Source organism: Shewanella marisflavi (assembly GCF_002215585.1).
GTDB classification, from domain to species: Bacteria; Pseudomonadota; Gammaproteobacteria; order Enterobacterales; family Shewanellaceae; genus Shewanella; species Shewanella marisflavi.
Window position 1 is genome coordinate 1,791,601 of sequence record NZ_CP022272.1, and the last position, 21,859, is coordinate 1,813,459.

Annotated in this window: 21 protein-coding genes; 13 read left to right on the forward strand and 8 right to left on the reverse strand. The window is 51.9% G+C overall.

The annotated features are described in order from the left end of the window. Window positions 1-128: 128 nt before the first annotated feature. Window positions 129-2,180 carry a DNA topoisomerase III gene (locus CFF01_RS07830; protein WP_088905903.1) on the forward strand — a complete coding sequence of 684 codons (2,052 nt, stop codon included), beginning with the start codon at window positions 129-131 and terminating at the stop codon, window positions 2,178-2,180. 206 nt (window positions 2,181-2,386) lie between these two features. On the opposite strand, the gene CFF01_RS07835 is transcribed toward CFF01_RS07830, so the two are convergent. Next, window positions 2,387-2,581 (reverse strand): DUF4250 domain-containing protein, encoded by a 195-nt coding sequence (locus tag CFF01_RS07835; protein WP_033539188.1) that lies wholly within the window; start codon window positions 2,579-2,581, stop codon window positions 2,387-2,389. Between the two features lie 184 nt (window positions 2,582-2,765). Between CFF01_RS07835 and CFF01_RS07840 the strand changes: the two genes are divergently transcribed. The 4 genes from CFF01_RS07840 (at window position 2,766) to CFF01_RS07855 (ending at window position 6,574) form a co-directional block, all read left to right on the forward strand. Beyond that, window positions 2,766-3,674, forward strand: coding sequence for a LysR family transcriptional regulator (locus tag CFF01_RS07840; RefSeq protein ID WP_088904424.1), 909 nt, complete (start codon window positions 2,766-2,768; stop codon window positions 3,672-3,674). A 389-nt stretch (window positions 3,675-4,063) separates the two neighbouring features. After that, complete coding sequence (locus tag CFF01_RS07845; RefSeq protein ID WP_088905904.1) at window positions 4,064-4,510, forward strand: DoxX family protein; 447 nt, start codon at window positions 4,064-4,066, stop codon at window positions 4,508-4,510. Between the two features lie 127 nt (window positions 4,511-4,637). Continuing rightward, complete coding sequence (locus CFF01_RS07850) at window positions 4,638-5,612, forward strand: glutathione S-transferase family protein (RefSeq protein ID WP_088904425.1); 975 nt, start codon at window positions 4,638-4,640, stop codon at window positions 5,610-5,612. Between the two features lie 56 nt (window positions 5,613-5,668). After that, a complete protein-coding gene (locus CFF01_RS07855) occupies window positions 5,669-6,574 on the forward strand; it encodes a DODA-type extradiol aromatic ring-opening family dioxygenase (RefSeq protein WP_232479522.1) in 906 nt (301 codons plus the stop codon). 214 nt (window positions 6,575-6,788) lie between these two features. Here CFF01_RS07855 and CFF01_RS07860 read toward each other — a convergent pair whose 3' ends face one another. Further along, window positions 6,789-7,469 (reverse strand): hypothetical protein, encoded by a 681-nt coding sequence (locus tag CFF01_RS07860; RefSeq protein ID WP_088904426.1) that lies wholly within the window; start codon window positions 7,467-7,469, stop codon window positions 6,789-6,791. A gap of 645 nt (window positions 7,470-8,114) precedes the next feature. Continuing rightward, window positions 8,115-9,404 carry an alpha/beta fold hydrolase gene (locus CFF01_RS07865; RefSeq protein ID WP_088904427.1) on the reverse strand — a complete coding sequence of 430 codons (1,290 nt, stop codon included), beginning with the start codon at window positions 9,402-9,404 and terminating at the stop codon, window positions 8,115-8,117. 159 nt (window positions 9,405-9,563) lie between these two features. Here CFF01_RS07865 and CFF01_RS07870 point away from each other — a divergent pair, with 159 nt between their 5' ends. The 7 genes from CFF01_RS07870 to CFF01_RS07900 all read left to right on the forward strand — a co-directional run bounded on the left by CFF01_RS07870 (window position 9,564) and on the right by CFF01_RS07900 (window position 17,072). Further along, window positions 9,564-10,208 carry an MBL fold metallo-hydrolase gene (locus CFF01_RS07870; protein ID WP_033539195.1) on the forward strand — a complete coding sequence of 215 codons (645 nt, stop codon included), beginning with the start codon at window positions 9,564-9,566 and terminating at the stop codon, window positions 10,206-10,208. Between the two features lie 146 nt (window positions 10,209-10,354). Next, a complete protein-coding gene (locus CFF01_RS07875) occupies window positions 10,355-11,386 on the forward strand; it encodes an XdhC family protein (RefSeq protein WP_088904428.1) in 1,032 nt (343 codons plus the stop codon). Next, window positions 11,383-12,027 carry a nucleotidyltransferase family protein gene (locus tag CFF01_RS07880; RefSeq protein ID WP_088904429.1) on the forward strand — a complete coding sequence of 215 codons (645 nt, stop codon included), beginning with the start codon at window positions 11,383-11,385 and terminating at the stop codon, window positions 12,025-12,027. Before CFF01_RS07875 ends, CFF01_RS07880 begins: the two co-directional genes overlap by 4 nt. A 66-nt stretch (window positions 12,028-12,093) precedes the next feature. Further along, on the forward strand, window positions 12,094-12,588 hold the full coding sequence (locus tag CFF01_RS07885) for a (2Fe-2S)-binding protein (protein ID WP_088904430.1): 495 nt from the start codon (window positions 12,094-12,096) through the stop codon (window positions 12,586-12,588). Then, on the forward strand, window positions 12,585-14,828 hold the full coding sequence (locus CFF01_RS07890; protein WP_088904431.1) for a xanthine dehydrogenase family protein molybdopterin-binding subunit: 2,244 nt from the start codon (window positions 12,585-12,587) through the stop codon (window positions 14,826-14,828). The genes CFF01_RS07885 and CFF01_RS07890 overlap by 4 nt, the downstream gene beginning before the upstream one ends. A gap of 230 nt (window positions 14,829-15,058) precedes the next feature. Continuing rightward, window positions 15,059-15,553, forward strand: a complete 495-nt coding sequence (locus CFF01_RS07895) for a DUF1097 domain-containing protein (RefSeq protein WP_033539199.1) — start codon at window positions 15,059-15,061, stop codon at window positions 15,551-15,553. Window positions 15,554-15,623: 70 nt separating this feature from the next. Next, entirely contained in the window at window positions 15,624-17,072 is a 1,449-nt protein-coding gene (locus tag CFF01_RS07900; RefSeq protein ID WP_088904432.1) for a methyl-accepting chemotaxis protein, read from the forward strand. A 74-nt stretch (window positions 17,073-17,146) separates the two neighbouring features. Here the strand turns inward: CFF01_RS07900 and xthA are convergent, their stop codons facing one another. Genes xthA through CFF01_RS07915 form a run of 3 tightly spaced genes read right to left on the reverse strand, consistent with a single transcriptional unit; the run spans window position 17,147 to window position 18,824 of the window. Then, complete coding sequence (xthA, locus tag CFF01_RS07905; protein ID WP_033539201.1) at window positions 17,147-17,956, reverse strand: exodeoxyribonuclease III; 810 nt, start codon at window positions 17,954-17,956, stop codon at window positions 17,147-17,149. 23 nt (window positions 17,957-17,979) lie between these two features. Continuing rightward, window positions 17,980-18,279, reverse strand: coding sequence for a YciI family protein (locus CFF01_RS07910; RefSeq protein WP_033539202.1), 300 nt, complete (start codon window positions 18,277-18,279; stop codon window positions 17,980-17,982). Further along, complete coding sequence (locus CFF01_RS07915; protein WP_033539203.1) at window positions 18,279-18,824, reverse strand: septation protein A; 546 nt, start codon at window positions 18,822-18,824, stop codon at window positions 18,279-18,281. The genes CFF01_RS07910 and CFF01_RS07915 overlap by 1 nt, the downstream gene beginning before the upstream one ends. Before the next feature lie 397 nt (window positions 18,825-19,221). Here CFF01_RS07915 and CFF01_RS07920 point away from each other — a divergent pair, with 397 nt between their 5' ends. Continuing rightward, on the forward strand, window positions 19,222-20,403 hold the full coding sequence (locus CFF01_RS07920; RefSeq protein WP_033539204.1) for an HD-GYP domain-containing protein: 1,182 nt from the start codon (window positions 19,222-19,224) through the stop codon (window positions 20,401-20,403). 12 nt (window positions 20,404-20,415) lie between these two features. Here CFF01_RS07920 and CFF01_RS07925 read toward each other — a convergent pair whose 3' ends face one another. Together CFF01_RS07925 and CFF01_RS07930 are read right to left on the reverse strand one after the other, a co-directional pair. Continuing rightward, window positions 20,416-20,931, reverse strand: a complete 516-nt coding sequence (locus CFF01_RS07925; protein ID WP_157704965.1) for a CIA30 family protein — start codon at window positions 20,929-20,931, stop codon at window positions 20,416-20,418. 80 nt (window positions 20,932-21,011) lie between these two features. Further along, entirely contained in the window at window positions 21,012-21,617 is a 606-nt protein-coding gene (locus tag CFF01_RS07930; protein ID WP_157704967.1) for an HAD family hydrolase, read from the reverse strand. Between the last annotated feature and the right edge of the window lie 242 nt (window positions 21,618-21,859).

Sequence of the window (21,859 nt, forward strand, 5' to 3'; positions counted from 1 at the left end):
GGCTACTCTTTAATGAGAATAGTTCTCAACTAAATTTACACGTAAGCATCAGATTGGCTTCTTACATTTGCGCCGACGGCGCGAGTGGTTTAAAGTTACTGTTAATTTATACAGTAATTGATGCCAACATGATCCTTTACATAGCAGAGAAACCCAGCTTAGGTCGGGCGATCGCCGACGTGTTACCTAAGCCCCTCAAGAAGGGGGAGGGATATATCACCGCGGCCAATGGCGACACTGTTTCCTGGTGCATAGGTCACCTGTTAGAGCAGGCCGAGCCCGATAGTTATGATCCTGCCTTTAAGTCCTGGTCGTTCGAGCACCTGCCTATTGTGCCACAGCAGTGGAAGATGACTCCCAAGAGCAAGACCCGGGGCCAGCTCAGTGTACTGCGAAAGCTTGTTAAGCAGGCGAGCCAACTGGTCAATGCCGGTGATCCCGATCGAGAAGGTCAATTGCTGGTGGATGAGGTGATCGCTTATCTGGGCGTAAAAGGGGATAAGCTCAATCAGACCCAGCGTCTGCTGGTGAGCGATCTTAACCCCCAGGCGGTGAAACGTGCCTTGGGGCAGCTTCGCAGCAACCGCGAGTTTATCCCTCTGTCGACCTCGGCCCTGGCGCGTTCCCGTGCCGATTGGCTCTATGGCATGAATATGACCCGCGCTTATACGTTACAGGGGCGAAAGGTGGGCTATCAGGGCGTGCTCTCTGTCGGCCGGGTGCAGACGCCGCTGCTCGGTTTAGTCGTGCGTCGTGATGAGGCGATTGAAAACTTTGTCAGTAAGCCTTTCTATGAGGTGCTCGCCAATCTCTATACTCAAGAGCAGGCTCACTTTAAGGCCAAGTGGCAACCCAGTGAGGCCTGCCAGCCCTATATGGACGAAGAGGGACGGGTGTTGTCGCGGCGTCTTGCAGAAAATGTGGTGGGGCGTATAACCGAGCAGGCGGCAGTGGTGAGCGACCTAAAGGCAAAAGATAAGCAGCAGGGGCAGCCGCTGCCCTATAACCTGTCGTCGCTGCAGATTGATGCGGCCAAGCGTTTTGGTATGAGTGCCAAGGCGGTGCTCGATACCTGTCAGTCTCTGTATGAGAAACATAAGCTGATCACCTATCCGCGCTCCGACAGCCGCTATCTGCCCAAGGAGCAATTGGCCTTAGCCCCTAGCGTGATAGGCGCCGTGCTCAAGGGCGCGGGCGAGCTTACGGCCCAGTGTGATGCGCCAGATCCTAAGATAGTCTCCAAGGCCTGGAATGATGCCAAGGTGGACGCTCACCACGCCATAGTACCGACCGAGAAGGTGGCTAACCTGAGCACCATAAGCCAGGCCGAGCGGCAAATCTATCTGCAACTGGCCCGCCAATATCTGGCGCAGTTTTACCCTGTCTACCGTTATCATGAGACCCAGGTCGAGGTGGAGATCGCCGGGGGGCATTTTCATACCAAGGCAAAACAAGAGATCGCCCTTGGCTGGAAGCAGCTGTTTCCCAAGCGTAGCGATGACAAAGCAGAGAGTGCAGGGGAAGAGGGGCTGGCCCAGTTACCACCGCTGCATAAGGGACAGGCGTTGCATTCGGGGCAGGGAGAGCTTATCGAGAAGCAGACCCAGCCACCTAAGGCTTTCACCGATGCGACTCTGCTCAGCGCCATGACGGGGATCAGCCGCTATGTCACTAATGCTGAGATCCGCAAGATCCTAAAAGAAACAGATGGCCTGGGTACAGAGGCGACTCGCGCTGGGATCATCGAGCTTCTGTTTAAGCGCGGCTTCTTGGCGCGTCAGGGGAAATCTATTGTCTCCACCGCGGTCGGTCGTGGACTCATCAATAGTCTGCCAGAGTCGGCAACTACGCCAGATATGACGGCGCTGTGGGAGAGTCACCTAGATGCCATCAGCCGTAAAGAGGCGAAATATTTAAGCTTTATGGCGCCGCTTATCGAGTCGCTTAATGGACTTATCATGCAGGCGGGGGCCCAGCTGCCCAAGGCATTACAAGGGGTCGAGGCGCCTAAGAGCCAGTTTAAGAAGCGCGGCTATGGAAATCGACGTAGCAGCACTGCAGGTGGCAAAGGCAATACGAGCGGCAAGAATAGCGGCGCGGCTAAGGGAAGCGCTAAAACAGCCTCCAAGGGGAATGCTAGAGGAATGGCTAAACCGCGCTCATCTAAAGCAAGGGCCTAAACAAGAACTTAAGCAAGAGCTTAAGCATAGGCCTAAGCAAAAGCCTGAGTGCATACCCATTAATGCAACTTTGCATCTCAGTACGGCCAAACTTAATGCTTGCTCTGTTGCAGGGCACAAGCGCAGTCGGGGAGTTGCTTCATTGAGAGCAGGGGCTCAGAGGCCCCAAGAGTTGCTATCGTGGCAGATAATTGCTGTGAAAGCTTTTATCTGCAGGCTCGGTATTGGTTGCTGATGGGGTCATATTCAAAGCCTGATGCGGCCAACTTCTGCTCCAGTTGCTCTTTGGGAATATCTAACTGGTAAAAGAGTTCCTGTTTATCCTGGCAGTTCAGTCTGAGCTGCTCGTTAACTATTCCCACAAGTATATCGCCGCTTAGCTGAGTTAAGTGGTAATCCATCTTTGTCTCCTGCTTATCTTGATATGCATCTGTTATAGGTTTAGCCCAGTTTTTATGGGCTGACAACGGCGTGCACAGCTTATACTGATTGTTTTACTGATTTTAAATTACCTTCTTTTATTTTGGTAAATGGGCTATTTTGTCTCTGATTATCAACATAAGCTGACTAATTGAGGAGCGGGCGGTGGATAGAATCGATACCATGAAGGCCTTTACGGCCGTGGTGCAGGAGGGTTCCTTTACCAAGGCGGCCGACAGGCTTGGGCTCTCCTCTCAGCTGGTCAGCAAATATGTCTCTCAGCTTGAGGAGCATCTCAAGGTGCGCCTGCTTAATCGCACCACGAGACGGGTCAATGTGACCGAGGCGGGTAGGGCCTATTTCGAGCGCTGCCAGCAGGTGCTTATCGATATCGAAGAGATGGACAATGCCTTGACCAACCTTAGCGAGACCGCCTCGGGTTTGCTAAAGGTCAGCGCGCCCATGTCCTTTGGCATTCATCACCTGCCAAGCGCACTCGTGAAATTTCAGCAGCAACATCCTGATGTTAAGTTAGATATCACCCTGACCGACAAAAAGGTGGATCTGTTGGAAGATGGCGTCGATGTGGCGCTGCGGATAGGTCAGCTCTCAAGCTCCTCGCTGATCGCCAAGAAGCTCACCCCGATCAAGCTAGTTGTCTGCGCCTCGCCAGCATATCTGGCCGAGCGCGGTGAACCCAAGACCCCGGCGGATCTTGTCCATCACAACTATCTGCATTTTAGCTACTCAGATCTGGGCGCGGCTTTCGGTCGGTTTGGCGAGCATTTCTCTGCGCTCAAGATCCCAAGCGATTTTGCCTGTAATAATGGTGACATGCTGGTAGAGGCGGCTATTGCGGGCCGCGGCATAGTGGTGCAGCCCACTTTTCTCGTGAGTAAGGCATTGCGGCGCGGTCAACTCAAGGCAATTTTGACCGACTATGCCCCTGAGCCCTTTGGCCTATACGCCGTCTATGTGCACCGTAAGTTTCTCGCCAGCAAGGTGCGCTGTTTTGTCGACGCCCTGAGCCAATACTATGGCAAGACCCCATACTGGGATGCGATAGACGACTAGCTGGCGCTAATCAGCTTTCTCGCTCTGGCCAGCTTTCTCGCTTTAGCCAGCTCTCTTGTGCTCAAGCCCTAAGCCCTAAGCCCTAAATCCAGTTTTTTTAAGCCCCAGCTCCCCCGGCCTTAGTCTCTGAGCCTTAATCTCTAGGCCTTAATCTCTAGGCCTTAATCTCTAGGCCTTAATCTCTAGGCCGTAATCTCTAAGCTTTAGTCTCTAAGCCTTATCTGGCATCTCTATTTATTATCGCTATTTTGTTGCTAATTATTAAATGATGGCGATGTTTATCAATTTAACGTTGAGAGCTACATTTACCTCATCGGCAGCGAATGGCCAATGGCTTATACCTAATCCAAGCGAAAGGCTGCAAACCAAACATCTTTGAGGAGATCATTATGAACAAGCAAACGTTAATCAAACTACTTAACAGCGATGCAGGACTGGCCCCTTTGGTACTGCGCCTGCCCCTAGGGCTTATCTTGGCCGCCCATGGCGCCCAGAAACTTTTCGGTTGGTTTGGTGGTTACGGCCTGGAAGGTACAGGGCAGTGGATGGCAAGCGTGGGCTTTGAACCAGGTTATCTCATGGCTCTATTGGCGGGTAGCGCCGAGTTCTTTGGTGGTCTGGCGTTGGTACTGGGATTACTCACTCGACCCGCTGCTGCGCTGACGGCATTCACTATGGCGGTCGCCATGACGGTGCATCTGGGTAACGGCCTGTTTGTCTCTAACAACGGCTATGAGTTTGCCTTGATTCTACTGGCGGCTTCTTTATCACTGGCGCTGCAGGGCGGCGGACGCTACTCGGTCGATGCCATACTGACAGCGCGTCTTAAAAGCTAAGCATCACAGACTAAGCATCGTAGACTAAGTAACACATATTAGGCATCAGGAACCAAGCATAGATTTTGATGCCTTTTACCTAATAGATTCTACTCAACCTTGTCGAATAAGAGCTAAGGAGCCATCCATGTTAGTTAATGGTCAATGGGCTGAGGCCTGGCAACCTGTGCAGGCGCAAGATAAGCAGGGACGATTTGTACGCCAGAGCAGTAGTTTTCGCAACTGGATCACCCCGGATGGCAAGGCTGGCCCTACGGGTGAGGGCGGTTTCAAGGCGGAGGCGGGTCGCTATCATCTCTATGTCGCCTATATCTGCCCCTGGGCCTCACGTACCCTGATGGTGAGAGCGCTCAAGGGATTAACTGACTTTATCAGCGTCAGCGTGGTCAACCCCGTGCTTTCGGATCAGGGCTGGCAGTTTGGCGGCGCGCCAGACAGTAAGATCTATGCTGACCAAGACAGCCTCAATGGCCACAAGTATCTGCATCAGCTCTATACCCAGGTGGACCAACAATTTACCGGTAGGGCGACCGTGCCCGTACTCTGGGATAAGCAGCGCCAGGTCATAGTGAATAATGAGTCGGCAGACATCATACGTATGTTGAACTGCGCATTCGATCACCTGACCGGCTCGGCATTAAATCCGGCGTTGGACCTCTATCCACAGGACCTACATCAAGATATCGATAGTCTGAATGAGCGTCTCTATCATCAGCTCAACAATGGTGTCTACAAGGCGGGCTTTGCCACCAGTCAGTTTGCCTACGAAGAAGCTTACCAAGGCGTCTTTAGCCTGCTCGATGAGTTGGAGCAGACCCTGAGCGATGGCCGCCCCTACTTGCTCGGCGAGCAGCTGACCGAGTCGGATATTCGCGTCTTCGTGACCCTGGTGCGCTTCGATGTCGCCTACTATGGCCTGTTCAAGTGTAACCGTGAGCTGATCGCCCAGAAGCCGCAGCTACAGGCCTATCTGCAGCGCATCTATGCCATTGATGGCATTGCAGCCACGGTCAATTTCGAGCATATCAAGCAGGGTTATTATTCAATCAAGGCCCTGAATCCAACGGGCATAGTGCCTGTCGGCCCCCAGGTTAGCTTATGAGTTCAGAAAAGAGTTTAAAAGTGAGACCAAGCATGAGTGCAAACATGAGTACAAATATGAGCGCAAGTAAGAGCTTAAGACAGATCTCCCCTGAGGTGAGTGAGCAACTAAATGCTGCAACCATAGAGACTGCAACCACTGCCGGGCTCATGCCGAGCCTGTTTGTCTCTCACGGCTCGCCCATGTTGGCCTTAGATGATAGCGATAATGCCGCGTTTCTCGCCGAGTTGGGCCAGGTACTGCCAAGGCCCAAGGCGATACTGGTGTTCTCGGCCCACACGGATATTGGCGGTAAGGTGCGTATCGCATCGGGCGATGGCCCACGTACAGTGCATGACTTCTACGGCTTTCCCGACGCCCTCTACCGCGTCAATTATCCCGCTCCAGGCGCGCCCAAGCTGGCCGCCGAGGTCGCGGAGATTCTGCAAACTGCCGGGTTTGAGGCCGAACTGGATGAGCAGCTTGGCTGGGACCACGGACTCTGGACGCCGCTCTGCCGTCTCTATCCCGAGGCGGACATCCCTTTGGTGCTGGTCTCAATCGATAGCAGGCAAGGCGTGAGCTATCACTACCGGTTAGGACAGGCTGTAAAATCCCTGCGCACTGACGGCGTATTGGTACTGGGTTCGGGCGGCATCAGCCACAACCTGGGCGAGCTGTTTCGCCGCCCCGGCGACCCGCAAAAGGTAGAGAAGATGCAAAGCTTCGTGAATTGGATCGCCGATAAGCTTTCCCAAGGAGATCTGCCCGCACTGTTGGATGTCGAGCGCCAGGCGCCAAACGCCAGGTTCAACCACCCCAGCATAGAACACCTGATGCCCTTCTACGTCGCCCTAGGCGCAGGACACACAGATGCCGCTGACATCAGTACAGGCAAAAAGGCCACTAAGCCCCCACTGCGACTCCACCAAAGCATCGAACTACAAATCCTCGCCCTAGATACCTACGCCTGGCTCGATTGACTCTTGAAGCGGTAGAGGGGTCTTACATTACATAACTCATTTTTGGACATTTTTGAGTTAAAGCCTTAATTCTAACTCGTCAGTTTCGGATAAAAATTTCTATGAGATAACGCCCGCATAACGGGCAAAAATACGTAGGCTATAATAACGAGCGAAGCGAGGGAGCCTGGGTGTTTTTGTCCCAAGCGAGCGCAGCGAGTGGTTAATGCGTTTGTTAGGTATTTTTTGCCAAAAATTTCAACAAAACGTCTTGAGTGTAAGTGAGCATCTCCAAGCGTTGGGCACTGGTTGTACTTTGTGCTTCTGCCCAGCGACCATGCCTAATCGGGCTTGCAAACCTTGTAATTTTATTATCTACATCTTCTCGATTTGTATCGAGGTCTTTATGAAGATCTAGCCAACCCTGTGAACCTTGTCCTATGCTATATGACTTAGTTATAGCTTCGAGAGCTCTATAGCAATAAAAAGCGCAATCCATGCTGTCATTTATTGCCCGCATATAGTCTCTAAGCGCCATTCTAAAATAGACGTTTTTCGTAGAGAAAAATAATGCTGCATTAAATACTTTGTTCTGATCAAAATCATTTTCAGTATCAGCTTTTACACCAAAAACTGTAGATCTGTCTGTTTCCTCTGAGCTAAACACATTTATTACTTCAACAGAGTAACCACAGTTAAGAGAAAATCCTAAAGCACTAACGATCAATTGAGCGTTATGCTCCACAGTTAATTTTGCGCTAACAATATCGTTGTTAGGAGTGTCAAAGATTGCATTTAATTGACCAGCATCGCATGAAATTCGCATACATCCATGTTTCTGCATGTCCATTTTTATTTCAGAAAAATAAACTGCGGCTCTTTCTGGTAGAACCTTACCGGAAATATAAAACTTCATCCTGAATACCTTACAGCTTATTAGTGAGACCTTGCAAGGTACGCTACCTTGTAAGGTTGGAGACCAAGCATGTAAATAAATGGGGTCAGAGTTAACTTTATAAGGGAGTTGATTGGCGTGTGGAGATTGGCTTTTTCATTCCCTGAATGGCGTGGTCAATGTTTGATTCGAGTAGGCCTAGCTCTGTCCTTAAGTGGTGATATTTTAATCTATTTTGTAGTTGGTATTCAATATGCTACATCACATTTTAATGCGCTTTTTTCATTAAAAATAATAGCTTGTATCAACAACAAACAGATGAAGCCAAATCGAAGAGACGTTAGATACCTAGTGCAGATACGCCGGTGAGCTTCCGAAACAGGGATGTTTCGGTAGAGCCTAAAGGGATTTATTCACGGCGTCTCACAGGTGTATCTGCACATAAGCCTGCCGCAGGCAATTAACAGCGATGAAGGTACGACCTTCAAATGACCTTAACAAATCACAAGGTAGCCAAACGATACATGGGTAAATTAAGCAAGGGCTAAAGTTTATGTAGGGATAAGATCATCAATAAAAAAAGTGAGCCGATACAGAAGTACCGACTCACTTTCAAACCAACCAAATCAAAACCTAGGTAAAGACCATCAAGGTAAATGGTCAGATTTACCTCAACCTCTCCCCTCGATTAATCCCAATCAACCTATCCAAAATATGCTCCCCATCCATACGGATGCCATTATGCTCATATTCAGAGGTGAGCCAGTACTTCAGGTTGCCGACCTGAGCCGCTGTCTCCAGGCTGTAATTCATCTCCACGAACATATCTTCGCTGTAGATGGCTGCGGCCACAGGCACCTGGTTGGCGACCAGCTTGGCGGGATCGTACAGCATGGGCCAATCGGTTTTGTCTGCCAGCAGGTGCGCCGCGTGTTTTAGCGGCTTGAGGTTGGTGAACTGGTCGAAGAACCAGGGATAGACCATCTCGCCAGTAAATAGAAAGGGCTTGTCCGCCTGGTAGTTAAACTCATCATAGGTTTGTCTGACCCTATGGGCCGCCCAGCTTGAGGCGCCTTGTTGGCAGTAGATGCTCTCGTGCAGTAGGGCGAAGATGGGGTTGGTGTTGTAATCCAGCAGCTGGCAGAAGTGAGCCAAAAACAGTGGGTTGACTTGAGTGCCCTGGGCCGTCTCTATCAGGGCCTGTTCCAGCAGGTAATATACTGGCTCGCCGCCTTGCTCCATGCCGATGTTGATCCCAAGTAGTTGCAACATCTCTACTGTGAGTCGCTCGCCGGTAGCGATGCGTACTTCATTTTCTTGCAGGTAGGCCGCCAGGCGTTTAACTAAGTCTTGAGCGTCCGGGAAACGGGCGAAGAAGTCCTGGTTTTTGGCCAGCACTCGCTTGTAGGTGGCCTGATAGACCTCATCGGCGCTGCGGGTGAGCGAGGGGATGCCGCCCGTGATATAGGCCTCAATCAGACCTTGAGGCGCATCGTTTAAGTATTTCAATACGCAGAAGCCGCCAAAGCTCTGGCCGAGTATGCTCCATTTTTCATCGCCTATCAGCTGCGTGCGGATAAGCTCGGCATCCTTGATAATGCTGTCGGCGCGAAAATGGCTTAGATAATCGGTCTGGGCCTGCGAGTCCAGATGGGCTAATGATGCATAGTTGATGGGGCTTGAGAGGCCTGTGCCGCGCTGATCCAGTAATAACACTCGGTATTCCTGTAGGGCGCGCTTTATCCAGCCGCCGTTTGCTGCGGGTCTGATGGCGCCAAAACCTGGCCCGCCTTGGAAATAAACCAGATAGGGGAGTTTGCGCTCTCTGTGCTCAGGTGCCACCAGTTCGCGGGCGAAGATGGTTAGCTTTTCACCGTCGCTGGCGCTGTGATCTAAGGGCAGGCTAAAATAATGCTTGATACAATGGATGCCAGCAAGGCGTTGTGAGTCGGACATGGTGAACCTTATTATGAAATGTTGCCTGTAAGCGCAGACTTGTAGGGTACTAAATGACGCCGATAGGTTATCCTAGATCAATCTTTTTGTCAGTGTCATTAGAGAATCCTACCTTGATATCGTAACCTATGCCGAGGTGGATGAAAGTGGAAGAATAAGATGAAGTATCAAATTGTGCCCGTGACACCGTTTCAGCAAAATTGCAGCATTATCTGGTGTGAAAAGAGCAAGCGGGCGGCAGTGGTCGACCCGGGTGGTGATATAGAGCGCATCGAGCAGCAACTGGCCCATAATGGCTTAACCTTAGAGAAGATTTTACTGACCCATGGGCATATCGATCATGTGGGCGGCGCCAAGGCCTTGGCCGAGGCTACGGGCGTACCTATTGTCGGCCCACATAAGGACGATGCCTTCTGGTTGGAGACATTGCCACAGCAGAGTAAGCATTTTGGTTTTCTGCCCGTTGCGTCCTTTGAGCCAGCGCAATATTTGGCGGCAGGCGATAAAGTCAGCGTAGGCGAGCAGAGCCTTGAAGTGTTGCACTGCCCCGGGCATACGCCGGGTCATATAGTATTCTACAGTGAGTCAGATCGCTTGGCCTGGGTGGGTGACGTGCTCTTTAAAGGCTCTATCGGTCGTACCGATTTTCCGCAGTCCAGTCATCAGGCGTTGATCCAGTCGATTACTCAGGTGCTTTGGCCGTTAGGCCGCGATGTGAGTTTTATTCCCGGTCACGGCCCCATCTCTACCTTCGGCGCCGAGCGGCAGCAAAATCCCTTTGTTGCCGACCAGCTGCTGAGTTAATCTGATAACGGCGACCTTAGGTCGCCGTTTTGCTCTTCATGATGCAATGAAATCTTTTGCAACGTATTGAACCTGTTTTCTTATTCCCGTCTCTGCTAGGTTAAAAGATCACGAATATCTTTTGCGGCAAACAGAGACACAGGGATATGTCACATCACATCGAAGATCTTGTTAGCGCCTGGGCGTCGGCACCCCAAGATGATTGGGTATTGGCGGTGGTGACCCGTGTAGAGGGGTCGGCCTATCGTAAGGTGGGCGCCATGATGCTGATCCATGGTATGGGCAAGAGTGTGGGCCTGGTGAGCGGTGGCTGCCTAGAGGCGGACTTGCGGCGACGGGCCCAGCAGGTCATCCAGACAGGGCAGGCGGTTAACGTCTGCTACGATGCGTCCGACGAGACAGACGCCAGTTATCAGCTGGGCTGCGGCGGCATAGTGCACTTAATGCTGGTGCCCCTCTGCGCAGATAATCATTATTTACACTTTAAGCGCTTAAAAGAGACCTTAGCCAATCAGGGACAGTGTCATTATGAGTTGCAGCTGACCGACCCTATGACGCCATTACCTCGCGCCATGGTGTGGGGCGATCAGCAGGCGCTGGATGATGCCAAGGCCAACTGGTGTCTCAGAGACTTTCCCCGCGCCGGGATACTGACAGGAGAGCAAAAATCCTTAATCATTCCCCTGCGCGCCCGTTACCGTATCGCTATTTTTGGCGGCGGGTTGGATGCCCAGCCCGTGAGCATGATAGCGCAGCAGCTTGGCTGGCAGGTCGATGTGATCGATAGGCGCACCAGTTACGCCAGAGAGTATGATTTTCCCGGAGCCAAAGTGATTAAGCTGCCGGTCGATGCGCTTGATGAGGCATTTTGGGCGCGAATTGACGGCGCCATCGTGATGCAACACAACTTACAGCTCGATGCCGAGGCCTTAGGGCAGATCGCTGAGCGCGCAACCCAGCTACAATATCTGGCGCTGCTCGGGCCTGGTCATCGGCGAGACAGGGTGCTTGCACTCGCCAACCTGAAGCAAGATGCCTTTAAAGCCTTCTTTTCTGCGCCCGCCGGGCTCGCCTTAGGCGGTGAGCTGCCAGCCTCTATCGCCTTAAGTATCTTGTCTGAATGTCATGGTGTGTTTCATCAGGGCAAACGGGTGGCGCTTAAAGAGGTGATGGCATGACAGGGCTTAAGCCTAAGGTGATGATCGCGCTGCTGGCTGCCGGTGAGAGCCGTCGATTTGGTGGCGCTAAACTGGCTGAACCGCTTTCTCAATCAGGGGCTGGTCGCGAAGATCAACAAGCCCTCGATGAGCCGCTCATTCTGGCGCAGTATCGCACCCTTGAGCTGGTGGCAGAAGCGCTTGATGCTAGCCTGGTCGTGATCACCGGAGGTCATCAACAGAGAATAGAAGCCTGCCTGCCGACCTCGGCGCTAAAGGTGCATAACCCAGACTGGCCGTTAGGGCTGGCGCACTCGATTGCCACAGCCGCCCAATATGCCAAGGCGCAGGGGGCTGAGAGCCTGCTTATTGCGTTGGGCGATCAGCCGGCTTTAGCCTCCCAGGACTATCTGGCGCTGTTTTCGGCGCGTCGCCGGGAAAATACCCGGGTTTGTGCCTATTATGAGTTAACTTTGGGGGCACCAGCCCTCTTTTGCCATGATGACTTTGAGTCGCTCATGGCTTTATCGGGGGATCGCGGCGCCAAAGCGTTGTTAACCAGGCTATATCGAGAGGGGCAGCTTATCGCCCTGGCGATGCCTGAGGCGGCGGTCGATATCGATACCCGGTTACAGCTTGAGGCCTACCGAGCGCGTTGTTAAGCCTATCTGGCCAAACTAAGTTTAATCGTCACCCTATCTATTTGCGGGGTCAACAAGGAGAAAGTGATGTCCAATCCTCAACTCGGACTGAAGATTAACGGCAAAGATTACACCTTAGATGCGGATCCCAATATGCCAGTACTCTGGGCGATCAGAGATATATTGGGCCTCACGGGCACTAAGTACGGCTGCGGGGCTGGCCTGTGCGGCGCCTGTACCATACATGTCGATGGTGAGCCTGTCAGGGCCTGTCTGACTAGCTTGAAGCAGGTGCAAGGCAAACAGGTGACCACCATAGAGGGCTTGGCTGCCGACAAGCTGCAAACGGCGTGGCGCAAGCATAATGTGCCTCAGTGTGGTTATTGTCAGGCGGGGCAGTTGATGTCGGCCGCCGCCTTGCTTGCCCAATATCCAGAGCCCAATGATGCTCAGATAGAAGAAGCCATGGTGGGTAATCTTTGTCGCTGCGGCACCTATACCCGCATCAAGGCCGCAATCAAGGAAGCCGCCGCCGGGCCATCCGCCCTGGTAGACGGCCAGACGAGGGAGGTGGAAGCATGAGCCAGTTCAGCGCTGTACAAAATTTTAGTCGCCGGGACGTATTAAAGCTGTTTGGCGCCGCCGGTGGTGGATTGGCCTTAGGAGCCAGCGGGATCAGTTGGAGCCCCATGGCGCTGGCTCAAGGCGGTGAGGCACGCCTTAATCTATTTATCGCTATCGGTGAGGATGACAAGGTCTATCTCACCTGTCATCGCTCCGAAATGGGCCAGGGGATACGCACCGGTATTCCTCAGGTGTTGGCCGACGAGCTAGGCGCCGACTGGGACAAGGTGGTCGTGGTGCAGGGCTTGGCCGACAAGCGTTACGGCAGCCAAAACACCGATGGTTCGCGCAGTATACGTAAAGGCTTTGACAAGATGCGAGAGATGGGCGCCATGGCCCGTACCATGTTAGAGCAGGCCGCCGCCGAGCAGCTAAAGGTGCCAGTGAGTGAGTTAGAGACGGTCAATAATCAGGTGCGGCATCGCGCCTCTGGTCGCAGCTTACGTTTTGGCGATCTCGCATTGGCGGCCTCGAAATTGCCGCTTCCCGAGGTGGCTGAACTTAAGCTCAAGTCAGCCGATGCCTATACCCATATCGGTAAAGGGCACACCATAGTGGATATGGAGGCGATACTCGATGGCACCGCCCAGTACGGCTTCGATGTGCGTCTGGATAATATGCTCTATGCCAGCATAGTGCGCCCACCGGTGTTGGGTAGCCAAGTAGCCAAGCTAGATGATAAGGCGGCCAGAGCCGTTGCCGGCGTGGTGGATGTGATCAAACTGCCGACACCTCAAGGCGTCCCCAGTTTTCAGCCGCTAGGCGGCGTTGCCGTACTGGCAACAAATTCGTGGAGTGCTGCCCAGGGGCGCGCCGCGCTGGCAATCGAGTGGACCAGTTCGGCCAACGATAGTCATGATTCGAGCGCCTACCTGACAGCTTTGAAGCAGGCGGTGCAAGAGAGCGGTAAGCCAGTGCGGCAAATGGGCGAGCAGCAACAGAGCTGGCCAGCAGACAAGACCATAGAAGCTGTCTATAGCGTACCTTATCTGGCTCACGCCATGATGGAGCCGCCGACGGCAACGGCGAATGTCACCGAGAGTGGTGTTGAGATCTGGGCATCGACTCAGACGCCACAAAGCGCCCAGGGGACAGTCGCTGGTGCGTTAGGGCTAGAGGCTGAAAAGGTAATTGTGCATGTGACTCTGCTCGGTGGTGGTTTTGGCCGTAAGTCCAAGCCAGATTACTGCGTCGAGGCGGCGCTGTTATCCCGTGAGGTTAAGCGGCCGGTTAAGGTGTGTTGGAGCCGCGAAGATGAGTTGCAAAACGGTTACCTGCACGCCATCAGTGCCCAGTACTTTAAGGCTAGAGTGGGGGATAATGGGGTCGAGGCCATGCTGCAACGTACCGGCTTCCCAAGTATTAGCTCTACCTTCGCCGAAGGGGTCGATGAGCCAAGTGCCTCTGAGTTGGATCTCGGCTTTGTGGATGTGCCTTTGGCCATCGACAGCCTGCGCTGTGAGACAGTAAAAGCGGCCGCTCATACCCGTATCGGTTGGATGCGCTCGGTTTGCAACATACAGCACGGCTTCGGCATCGGTGTCTTTGTTGATGAACTGGCCCATAAGCGCGGGCTGGATACCATCAGTATGTGGCGCGAACTATTGGGACCCGATAGACAAGAGACCTTTGCCGATCAAGGCTTTAACTACGGCAATTATGGTGAAACCTTGGCCCGTCATCCGGTGGATACCGCCCGCTATAAGGGGGTGATCGCCGCGGTAGAGCAGAAGTTGGCGACTCAGCCTAAGGCGAAGGCAAACCAAGGCTGGGGCTTTGCGGTGCATCGCAGCTTTACCGCCTTTGTGGCGACCGCCAGTTTGGTTGAAGTCAGCAAGGATAAGCAACTTAAGGTGCTTAAGACGATAATCGCCATCGATGCGGGTACTTTAGTTAACCCAGATAGGGTGGCGTCTCAGCTAGAAGGGGCTGTGATGTTTGGCTTAAGTATCGCCTTGATGGGCAGGATAAGCTTTAAAGATGGGCGGGTAGAGCAGTCTAATTTTCATGATTATCCTCTGCTGCGCTTGTCACAATGTCCTGAAATCGAAACGATTTTAGTGCCTTCCGATGCGCCTCCTGCCGGGGTTGGCGAGCCGGGTGTACCGCCTGTTGCACCCAGCATAGTGAATGCCATCTTTGCCGCCAGCGGTGTTCGTGTGCGTGATCTGCCGTTAAGTGATCATTTCAGCGTCTAGTTGTTACGGGTCGGTCAGCGTTGTCTGACTGGCCCAGCTTCCCTTTATCTTCTTTGGCTCCATGCTCGGTGGTTTCTCACTTCACAAGTTACGTTCTTTTACTACACAGGTTGGTTGTTTTTTAATCTATTTAGATTAATTCCTGTTTATTTGGCCTGGATCCTATTTTTGTAACTCAAATTGAAGTAATTTAACCAAAAATAATATTCCAATGTAATGAGGGGTCATACATGGAAAATCGTATGCAGGTTGCATTATCTGCAGGGCTGCTTGCTGCCATCTGGGCAGGGGTTGCCGATGCATTTCACTTAGTCACTTGGGTTGGCTTTCTTGCGTGCAGTACCTTTTTTGCTCAGCCAAAGGCAGGGTTTCAAGGGGTACTCATGAGCTGGTTCACCAACCTGTCCGGTGTCTTCTGGGCTTGGGTGGTCATTGCTGGCGGGAGTCATTTTGAGACGCCGCTGGTGGGATACCTGCTTACCGGCATAGTCACCAGCCTCATGTGTTTACAAGCCAGTTACCAGCGACTCGCCTTTATTCCTGGCGCCTTTATCGGTTGCTGTATCACTTTTGCCTTAGGCGGCGATATCGCCAGCATCATACCACCACTCCTTCTTGGTGCACTGCTTGGCTATGCCATGACCTTATTGACCGGGCAGCTGGTTGCCTTTACCGGTAGAACTTTGCCAGCCATTAAGTTACGTCTAATCAAGGCTCAAGATTAGAAAATGTGCTTAACTTGATCTGGTAGATCGAAAGTCGTTGTCAATTTAGCCTGATAAGAAGTGGGTTTCCATGAAAGCTATCCAGTTTAGAAAGATAGATGCCTTGCTGATCAAACTCAGCCTCAACGGTAAATTTTGGGTGGTCTGTACCATGGTGACGGCCATCACCTTGACCATCGCCATCCTAAACCTCAATGCGGCAGTGACGCATCTACATGACGCTTCGGCCGCCAGGGTGCAAGCCAGTGTCGACGCTTACGCCAAGGTGGCTAGCGGTCAGGGCTTAAGCAGTGCTGAGTTGGCGACATTTGCCGCCAACAATGGTCTGACACTATCTAGTCGACCTGAGCAATCGCGTCGGGGTGACAAGGTGACCGCCAGTGCGCCGATCAACGGCCAATATCTGCAGCTCAGCCAAGAGGTGTCTGCGTGGGAAGCTCAGGGTAAGAGTGATGCCTGGTGGATGCTGTGGATTGCCCTTATCGCTCTCTATCCTTTGTATCAGCTCAGTTACTGGATCTCCACCTCTTTGGGGGGCGGACTTTGGGATATGTATATTGCTATTAAGCGTTTGGCCGATGGCGATCTCTCCTTCAGGCTCAATTTCTTTGGCAAAGATGATTTCAGCCTCATTGCCCGGGAGATCGATCGCAGCGCCGATAACATGTCCGAGATGGTCAAGGCGATCGGCAATAATGCCCAGACCCTGGCTAGGGCTTCACAAGAGTTTAATCAGCAGGCCAAGCAGAATGATGAGCTGGCGCAATTCCAGCACCAATTTCTCGATACTGTGGCTGTGGCCATGGATCAGATGACAGCGGCTATCGAAGAGGTCTCTCATAACGCTGCCAATACCTCAGATCATACCAAGCAAAATGCTGCGGCCGCCGCAGACAGTAAGCAGCGGATCGCCGAGGCGGTGCGCCGTATTAGCCAGTTAACCGGCCAGATAGATGCGGCATCGAGTGCGGTGGACCAACTGTCGGGCAATGCCACCGAGATTGGCGCTGTAGTCACTACGATTAATGGCATCTCAGAGCAGACCAATCTGCTGGCGTTAAACGCGGCTATCGAGGCGGCTCGGGCCGGCGAGCAGGGTAGAGGTTTTGCCGTGGTCGCCGATGAAGTGCGCACCCTGGCAGGCAGAACGCAGCAGGCAACGGTTGAGATCCAATCTATGATTGAGGGATTGCAGTCGGGATCGGGTCAGCTGGCGGATATCACCCATGAGATTGTGAAGCAGGCCGAGCTTGGTCGTACGGCGATTGAGTCTGTGGGCGGTGATGTGGATACCATGGCCGATTCTATCGATCATGTGTTTGATATGAGCTCGCAGATCGCCGCATCTGCCGAAGAGCAGAGCGTATCGGCGCGGGATATTGCCTCGCAGCTCAATGAGATCCGTGATCAGTCGCAAACCATTAAAGATACCGCCGAGCGTTCGGTCACTTTGGCTAGCGAACTGCAGCAGTCTTCGGCAGAGCTGGATGGGATCTTGTCTCAATATCGTTTGCAGTAGCAGCTGGTTAAATGCTATCGAACAGAAAAAAGGCGCCATTGGCGCCTTTTTTAATGCTTAGTTGTGCCGAAACACTAATCTTTGAAACTGCTCCAGATTGGGGCGTGATCCGACGGTTTATCGATACCGCGCAGATCATAGTCCACATCTGATTCAGTAAGACGCTCGGCCAACGACGGGGTGGCTAAGATCACATCGATACGCAGTCCGCGGTTGTCGTCGAAGCCTTTGCTGCGATAGTCGAACCAGGAGTAACGCTCGCCACGTGCCGGATGCAACTGACGGAAGGTGTCGATCAATCCCCAATCCAGTAGGGTTTGCAGCCATTGGCGCTCTTCAGGTTGAAAGCTGCACTTGCCTGTCTTTAACCAGCGCTTGGCGTTGACTTCCCCAATGCCAATATCCAGATCCACAGGAGAGATATTGATGTCGCCTATGATGGCAATGTCTTCATCTGGACTATGGTGGTCGTTGAGGTAGCTCATCAGATCCTGATAGAACTTACGCTTAGCCGGATACTTGGTTTCATGGCTGATATTTTCCCCTTGGGGGAAATAACCATTCAGTACTGTCAGTGGGCGACCATTGGCTTGAGTAAAAGTGCCCATGATCATGCGTCGCTGGGCATCTTCCTCATCTGTGGGGAAGCCTTTTTGTACCTTGACCGGCGGCAACTTGGAGAGCATGGCGACACCATAGTGAGCCTTGCCACCATGATAGTGGACCTGATAGCCCATGGCTTCGACGTCGGCCAACGGAAAGGCCTCATCGTGAACCTTGGTCTCTTGTAGGCCAATGATGTCTGGGTGGTGGCTGTCGATCAGCGCCTGCAGTTGGTGCAGCCTAGCCCTTAACCCATTGATATTGAATGAAACAATTTTCAAAAGCTTGCTTCCTGGATTAAAAACTACGGGAGAACGCGCTTGAACGGCTTCACAATAACGCTTTGATAAACACCAGCGGCGATGTAAGGGTCTTGATCGGCCCAGGCCTGTGCCGCTTCCAGTGAATCAAACTCGGCAACGACTAAAGAGCCAGTGAAGCCCGCTTCGCCTGGGTTGTCGCTGTCGATTGCTGGGTGCGGACCGGCGATCATCAGGCGGCCTTCATCTGACAGCGCTTGCAGGCGAGCCAGGTGATCTGGGCGGGCTTGCAGGCGTTGTTCTAAACTGTTTTCAACATCTTGAGATGAGATCATGTACCACATTATTTGAGTTCCTTTTTATGTTCTTCAGGCATATGTTTATAGAGGTAAACGACAGTGATTACGGTATTGATCAGGGTCAGTGCCGTGAGGCCAAAGACCTTGAAATTCACCCAGGTTTCCTGGGAGAGGTTAAAAGCAACATAGATGTTAACCAGGCCACAGGCGACAAAGAAAGAGACCCAGTACCAGGTGACATGAGACCAGATCTTGTCGGCCACAATCAGTTCTTTACCCAACATCCCTTTGAGGATCGGCTTATTCAGATATTGGCTCAAGGCCAACGCCAGGGCAAACAGGGCATAAACGACAGTGACTTTCCACTTGATAAAGGCATCATCGTGAAAGACTAAGGTTAGGGTGCCAAAGAAGCTCACCATAGCAAAGGTGATTAGGTGCATCTTCTCGATTTTTTTATAAAGCAGATAGGTGACGATTAACTGCAAGGCTGTGGCCGCTATCAGGGCGCCGCTGGCGATATAGATGTCGAAAAATTTATAGACGGCGAAAAAGATCACCAAGGGTAAAAAGTCGAGCAGTTGTTTCATGTAGGCTACTTTACTAAACAATGAAGAGATATGAGTGGCAGTGTAACACGCCTCTTCAATGGGGCAAAAGATGATAGACGGCAGAAGCGCCGCATTTGTGATGAATTAAGTTTAATCTGCGCTGGTGCACATTTTAGCGAGTCACTTATGTTGCCTCACTTGCTGGGAAATCCACTAAAATGTTGTAAAGCACCTTGCTATGTTAATGATTAGATGTGGATTTTTTGACCTTCTTCAAAGCTTGAGCAAATTTGTTTACACTGATTCGCCCAAGGCTGTGATACATTCTGGCATACAAAGCTCATCAGACGATTATCGCCACACATTGACAAAGTGATCAATTGGCGAGGCGCAGGGCAGTAACAACAAATTTCCTCCTGGGGGAGGCGTAAAACGAATGATAGTGGAACTGGATGTTTCTGAATTGGCTGTTGGCATGTATGTGGTTGAGATCTCTCTGCCCAAGAATAAATTCCATCTGGCCGAGCAGGGATGGATCGCTAAGCAGCAGGTCATAGACGGATTTAAGCGTAAAGGGGTCGAGAAGCTGTTGGTGGATACCAGCAAAAGACGCCTGGCTGCCACTGAGGTGGCTAAATCTGCTGCCCCTAAGCCCCCACAACGCTCATCAGGTTTTAAGCAGCAATTAACCCAGGCTAAGCAACTGTTTGAAGAGTCAAAGGCGATACAGGCTAGGCTGTTTGATGATGCTAAAAATGGTGTGCCGCTGTCGCTGGAGCCAGTAAAGAGTGTCACCGAGCAGTCGATATCAGCCATCTTTGAAAATCCCGATGCGCTGGCCTGCGTGATCAATATACGCCACAAAGATCAGTATCTATTAGAGCACTCTGTGGCTGTGTCAGTATTGATGACCATTTTTGCCTGCTATCTCAAGATAGATAAAGCGATTGTGCATGAGCTGGCCATTGGCGCCTTCTTGCATGATGTGGGTAAGATCATGATCCCACCCGCCATTCTCGATAAGCCGGGCAAGCTGACAGCCGACGAGTTTGAGGTGATGAAAACCCACGCCAATCATTCGATTCGTATCATTGAAGCCACGCCAAATATTACCCCGCTCAGTTTGGAGGTGGCCAAACTGCATCACGAAAAGCTCAACGGTAAGGGATATCCCTATGGCGTGCGCGCTGAGCATATCTCGTTATATGGCAGAATGATTTCCATCTGTGATATTTTCGATGCCTTAACGGCAAATCGTTGCTATAAGGCGGGTTATCCCCAGGTGAAGGCCTTTAGTATTCTCAGGGCCTTAGGGGAGAACAAGGAGCTGGATGCCGAGTTGGTGGATCATTTCATCAAATGTATGGGGGTTTATCCCGTGGGCTCTTTGGTGCAGCTGGAGTCGAATCGTCTGGCCATTGTGGAGAGTCATAATCGTCAAGATCCTATTCGACCTAAGGTGAAGCCCTTCTACAGCCTGAATCCGAATCATTTTGAGGTGTCTGCCAACATCGATCTGGCGGCGATGCGTGACGATCTTATCGTAAAAAATGTGCGCGCCGATGATTTTGACCTCAATATGGATGAGATCATCGAGTTCCTCTCGCACCAGGGCTAGTGAGTTTAGCGTTTATTCTTGAATGCCGATCTCTCTTAGTTGCAGCTCGAAGTCGCCCTCTTGGCCATCACCAATGAGCAGGCCAACGGCGATGATCTGTGTAAAGTCAGGAGAGGCACGTTCTGGATAATCGTTACCGCGAAAGGTCTCAATAAAATCACTTGGCTCAAATGACCACTGCCCATCGGTGGCAGCTTGAGTGGTAAATCCCGCTTTATAGCCTACTAGTTGCCCCTGTTTGAGGACTTTGAGTCTTAGCTGATAGCGCTTGCCATCACCTAAGGCCTCGACACTGATGCGTCTTGGATTGCTTTGCTTCAGCGTGTGTTGCTCTTCGTGGTTCAGCGAACGGGATACAGAGGCAAAACCGCCATTGTTTTCAAGAGATACCTGACCGCTAAAGCGCAGTATATATTCTTGCTGCTTGGTCAAGGCCTCACTGAGCCGACTCTGGGAGCGTCCGCCCATTACCCCATCGTTAACTATCTCCCAGTGACCAGGGTGGGCGAGTAGTTCTAATCCTTGCATTTTGGCATTGGCTCCTTGAGTCATTAGCAGGTATGGCATGAGCAGTAATGACGTCAGCAATAGGCGGCTGCTCATGGGGATTAAGCGCATAGCGAGATAGAGGGCAAGGCCCTATGGAGTTCAACAAGATCCTTAAAGATAAAGCTGGCACCATGTTGCTCACCATAGGATCGCTGCTTGCTAAGTAACACAGATTGCATACCAGCGCGCTTAGCAGCTTGGACATCATAGTGATGGTCGCCTACATAGGCGATATGCTGGGGGGCGATTTGCCATGACTTAACCAACATCAGCAAGCAGCTGGGATCGGGTTTGGCAGGGCCATCGTCTCGGCTGTAAAGCTGGTCTATCGGCAGTGCACCGCGCTCTATTTTTAACTCGGCGGCCCGGCGACTGTTGCGGGTCACTATTGCCATGGGGATCTGTTGCAGTAGCAAAAAGTCCAATAGGGCTAAGGCGCCATCGAGCGGCTTGGCGCTGAGCGCATCTGAGTGTTCGGCTTGGGTGATGATGGCTAACGCTTGTTCTGATCGCGTCTTCGGCAGCTGTTTTACAAAGGTGAGAATATCTTGCTGTGATGGGCAACCAATCGCCTGCTTGAGGGCCTTAAAGTCGAGAGAACTGCTCACTAAGGTGCTGTCGAGATCGAAAATCACCCCTTTGAATGTGTTGTCAAACCTTTGCATGACGTGTCCTTTTGTTAATTGAAGACTAAGGGCAAAGCCTTTAGGTCGAAAAGCCATTAGTGCACCAAGAGCCCTGAATATAAGCGCCGTCAGTAAAAAGTATCACTGCTAGAGCAATTATAGTCCTAACGGGTTCAGGCGCTGGGTGTTATCGATTTTCAGGCCCAAATTAATCAGTTTTAACTGTTAGCGCTGCTTAACGCTGAGCTCAGCACAGCCCAGTTAAGCAAACTCCAGTTAAG

Excerpts from the sequence above, each read along its gene's own strand:
- CFF01_RS07830 (WP_088905903.1), top strand. The coding sequence starts at position 129 with ATGATCCTTTACATAGCAGAGAAACCCAGCTTAGGTCGGGCGATCGCC.
- CFF01_RS07835 (WP_033539188.1), bottom strand. The coding sequence starts at position 2,581 with ATGGATTACCACTTAACTCAGCTAAGCGGCGATATACTTGTGGGAATA.
- CFF01_RS07845 (WP_088905904.1), top strand. The coding sequence starts at position 4,064 with ATGAACAAGCAAACGTTAATCAAACTACTTAACAGCGATGCAGGACTG.
- CFF01_RS07850 (WP_088904425.1), top strand. The coding sequence starts at position 4,638 with ATGTTAGTTAATGGTCAATGGGCTGAGGCCTGGCAACCTGTGCAGGCG.
- CFF01_RS07855 (WP_232479522.1), top strand. The coding sequence starts at position 5,669 with ATGAGCGCAAGTAAGAGCTTAAGACAGATCTCCCCTGAGGTGAGTGAG.
- CFF01_RS07860 (WP_088904426.1), bottom strand. The coding sequence starts at position 7,469 with ATGAAGTTTTATATTTCCGGTAAGGTTCTACCAGAAAGAGCCGCAGTT.
- CFF01_RS07865 (WP_088904427.1), bottom strand. The coding sequence starts at position 9,404 with ATGTCCGACTCACAACGCCTTGCTGGCATCCATTGTATCAAGCATTAT.
- CFF01_RS07870 (WP_033539195.1), top strand. The coding sequence starts at position 9,564 with ATGAAGTATCAAATTGTGCCCGTGACACCGTTTCAGCAAAATTGCAGC.
- CFF01_RS07875 (WP_088904428.1), top strand. The coding sequence starts at position 10,355 with ATGTCACATCACATCGAAGATCTTGTTAGCGCCTGGGCGTCGGCACCC.
- CFF01_RS07880 (WP_088904429.1), top strand. The coding sequence starts at position 11,383 with ATGACAGGGCTTAAGCCTAAGGTGATGATCGCGCTGCTGGCTGCCGGT.
- CFF01_RS07885 (WP_088904430.1), top strand. The coding sequence starts at position 12,094 with ATGTCCAATCCTCAACTCGGACTGAAGATTAACGGCAAAGATTACACC.
- CFF01_RS07890 (WP_088904431.1), top strand. The coding sequence starts at position 12,585 with ATGAGCCAGTTCAGCGCTGTACAAAATTTTAGTCGCCGGGACGTATTA.
- CFF01_RS07895 (WP_033539199.1), top strand. The coding sequence starts at position 15,059 with ATGGAAAATCGTATGCAGGTTGCATTATCTGCAGGGCTGCTTGCTGCC.
- CFF01_RS07900 (WP_088904432.1), top strand. The coding sequence starts at position 15,624 with ATGAAAGCTATCCAGTTTAGAAAGATAGATGCCTTGCTGATCAAACTC.
- CFF01_RS07910 (WP_033539202.1), bottom strand. The coding sequence starts at position 18,279 with ATGTGGTACATGATCTCATCTCAAGATGTTGAAAACAGTTTAGAACAA.
- CFF01_RS07915 (WP_033539203.1), bottom strand. The coding sequence starts at position 18,824 with ATGAAACAACTGCTCGACTTTTTACCCTTGGTGATCTTTTTCGCCGTC.
- CFF01_RS07920 (WP_033539204.1), top strand. The coding sequence starts at position 19,222 with ATGATAGTGGAACTGGATGTTTCTGAATTGGCTGTTGGCATGTATGTG.
- CFF01_RS07925 (WP_157704965.1), bottom strand. The coding sequence starts at position 20,931 with ATGCAAGGATTAGAACTACTCGCCCACCCTGGTCACTGGGAGATAGTT.
- CFF01_RS07930 (WP_157704967.1), bottom strand. The coding sequence starts at position 21,617 with ATGCAAAGGTTTGACAACACATTCAAAGGGGTGATTTTCGATCTCGAC.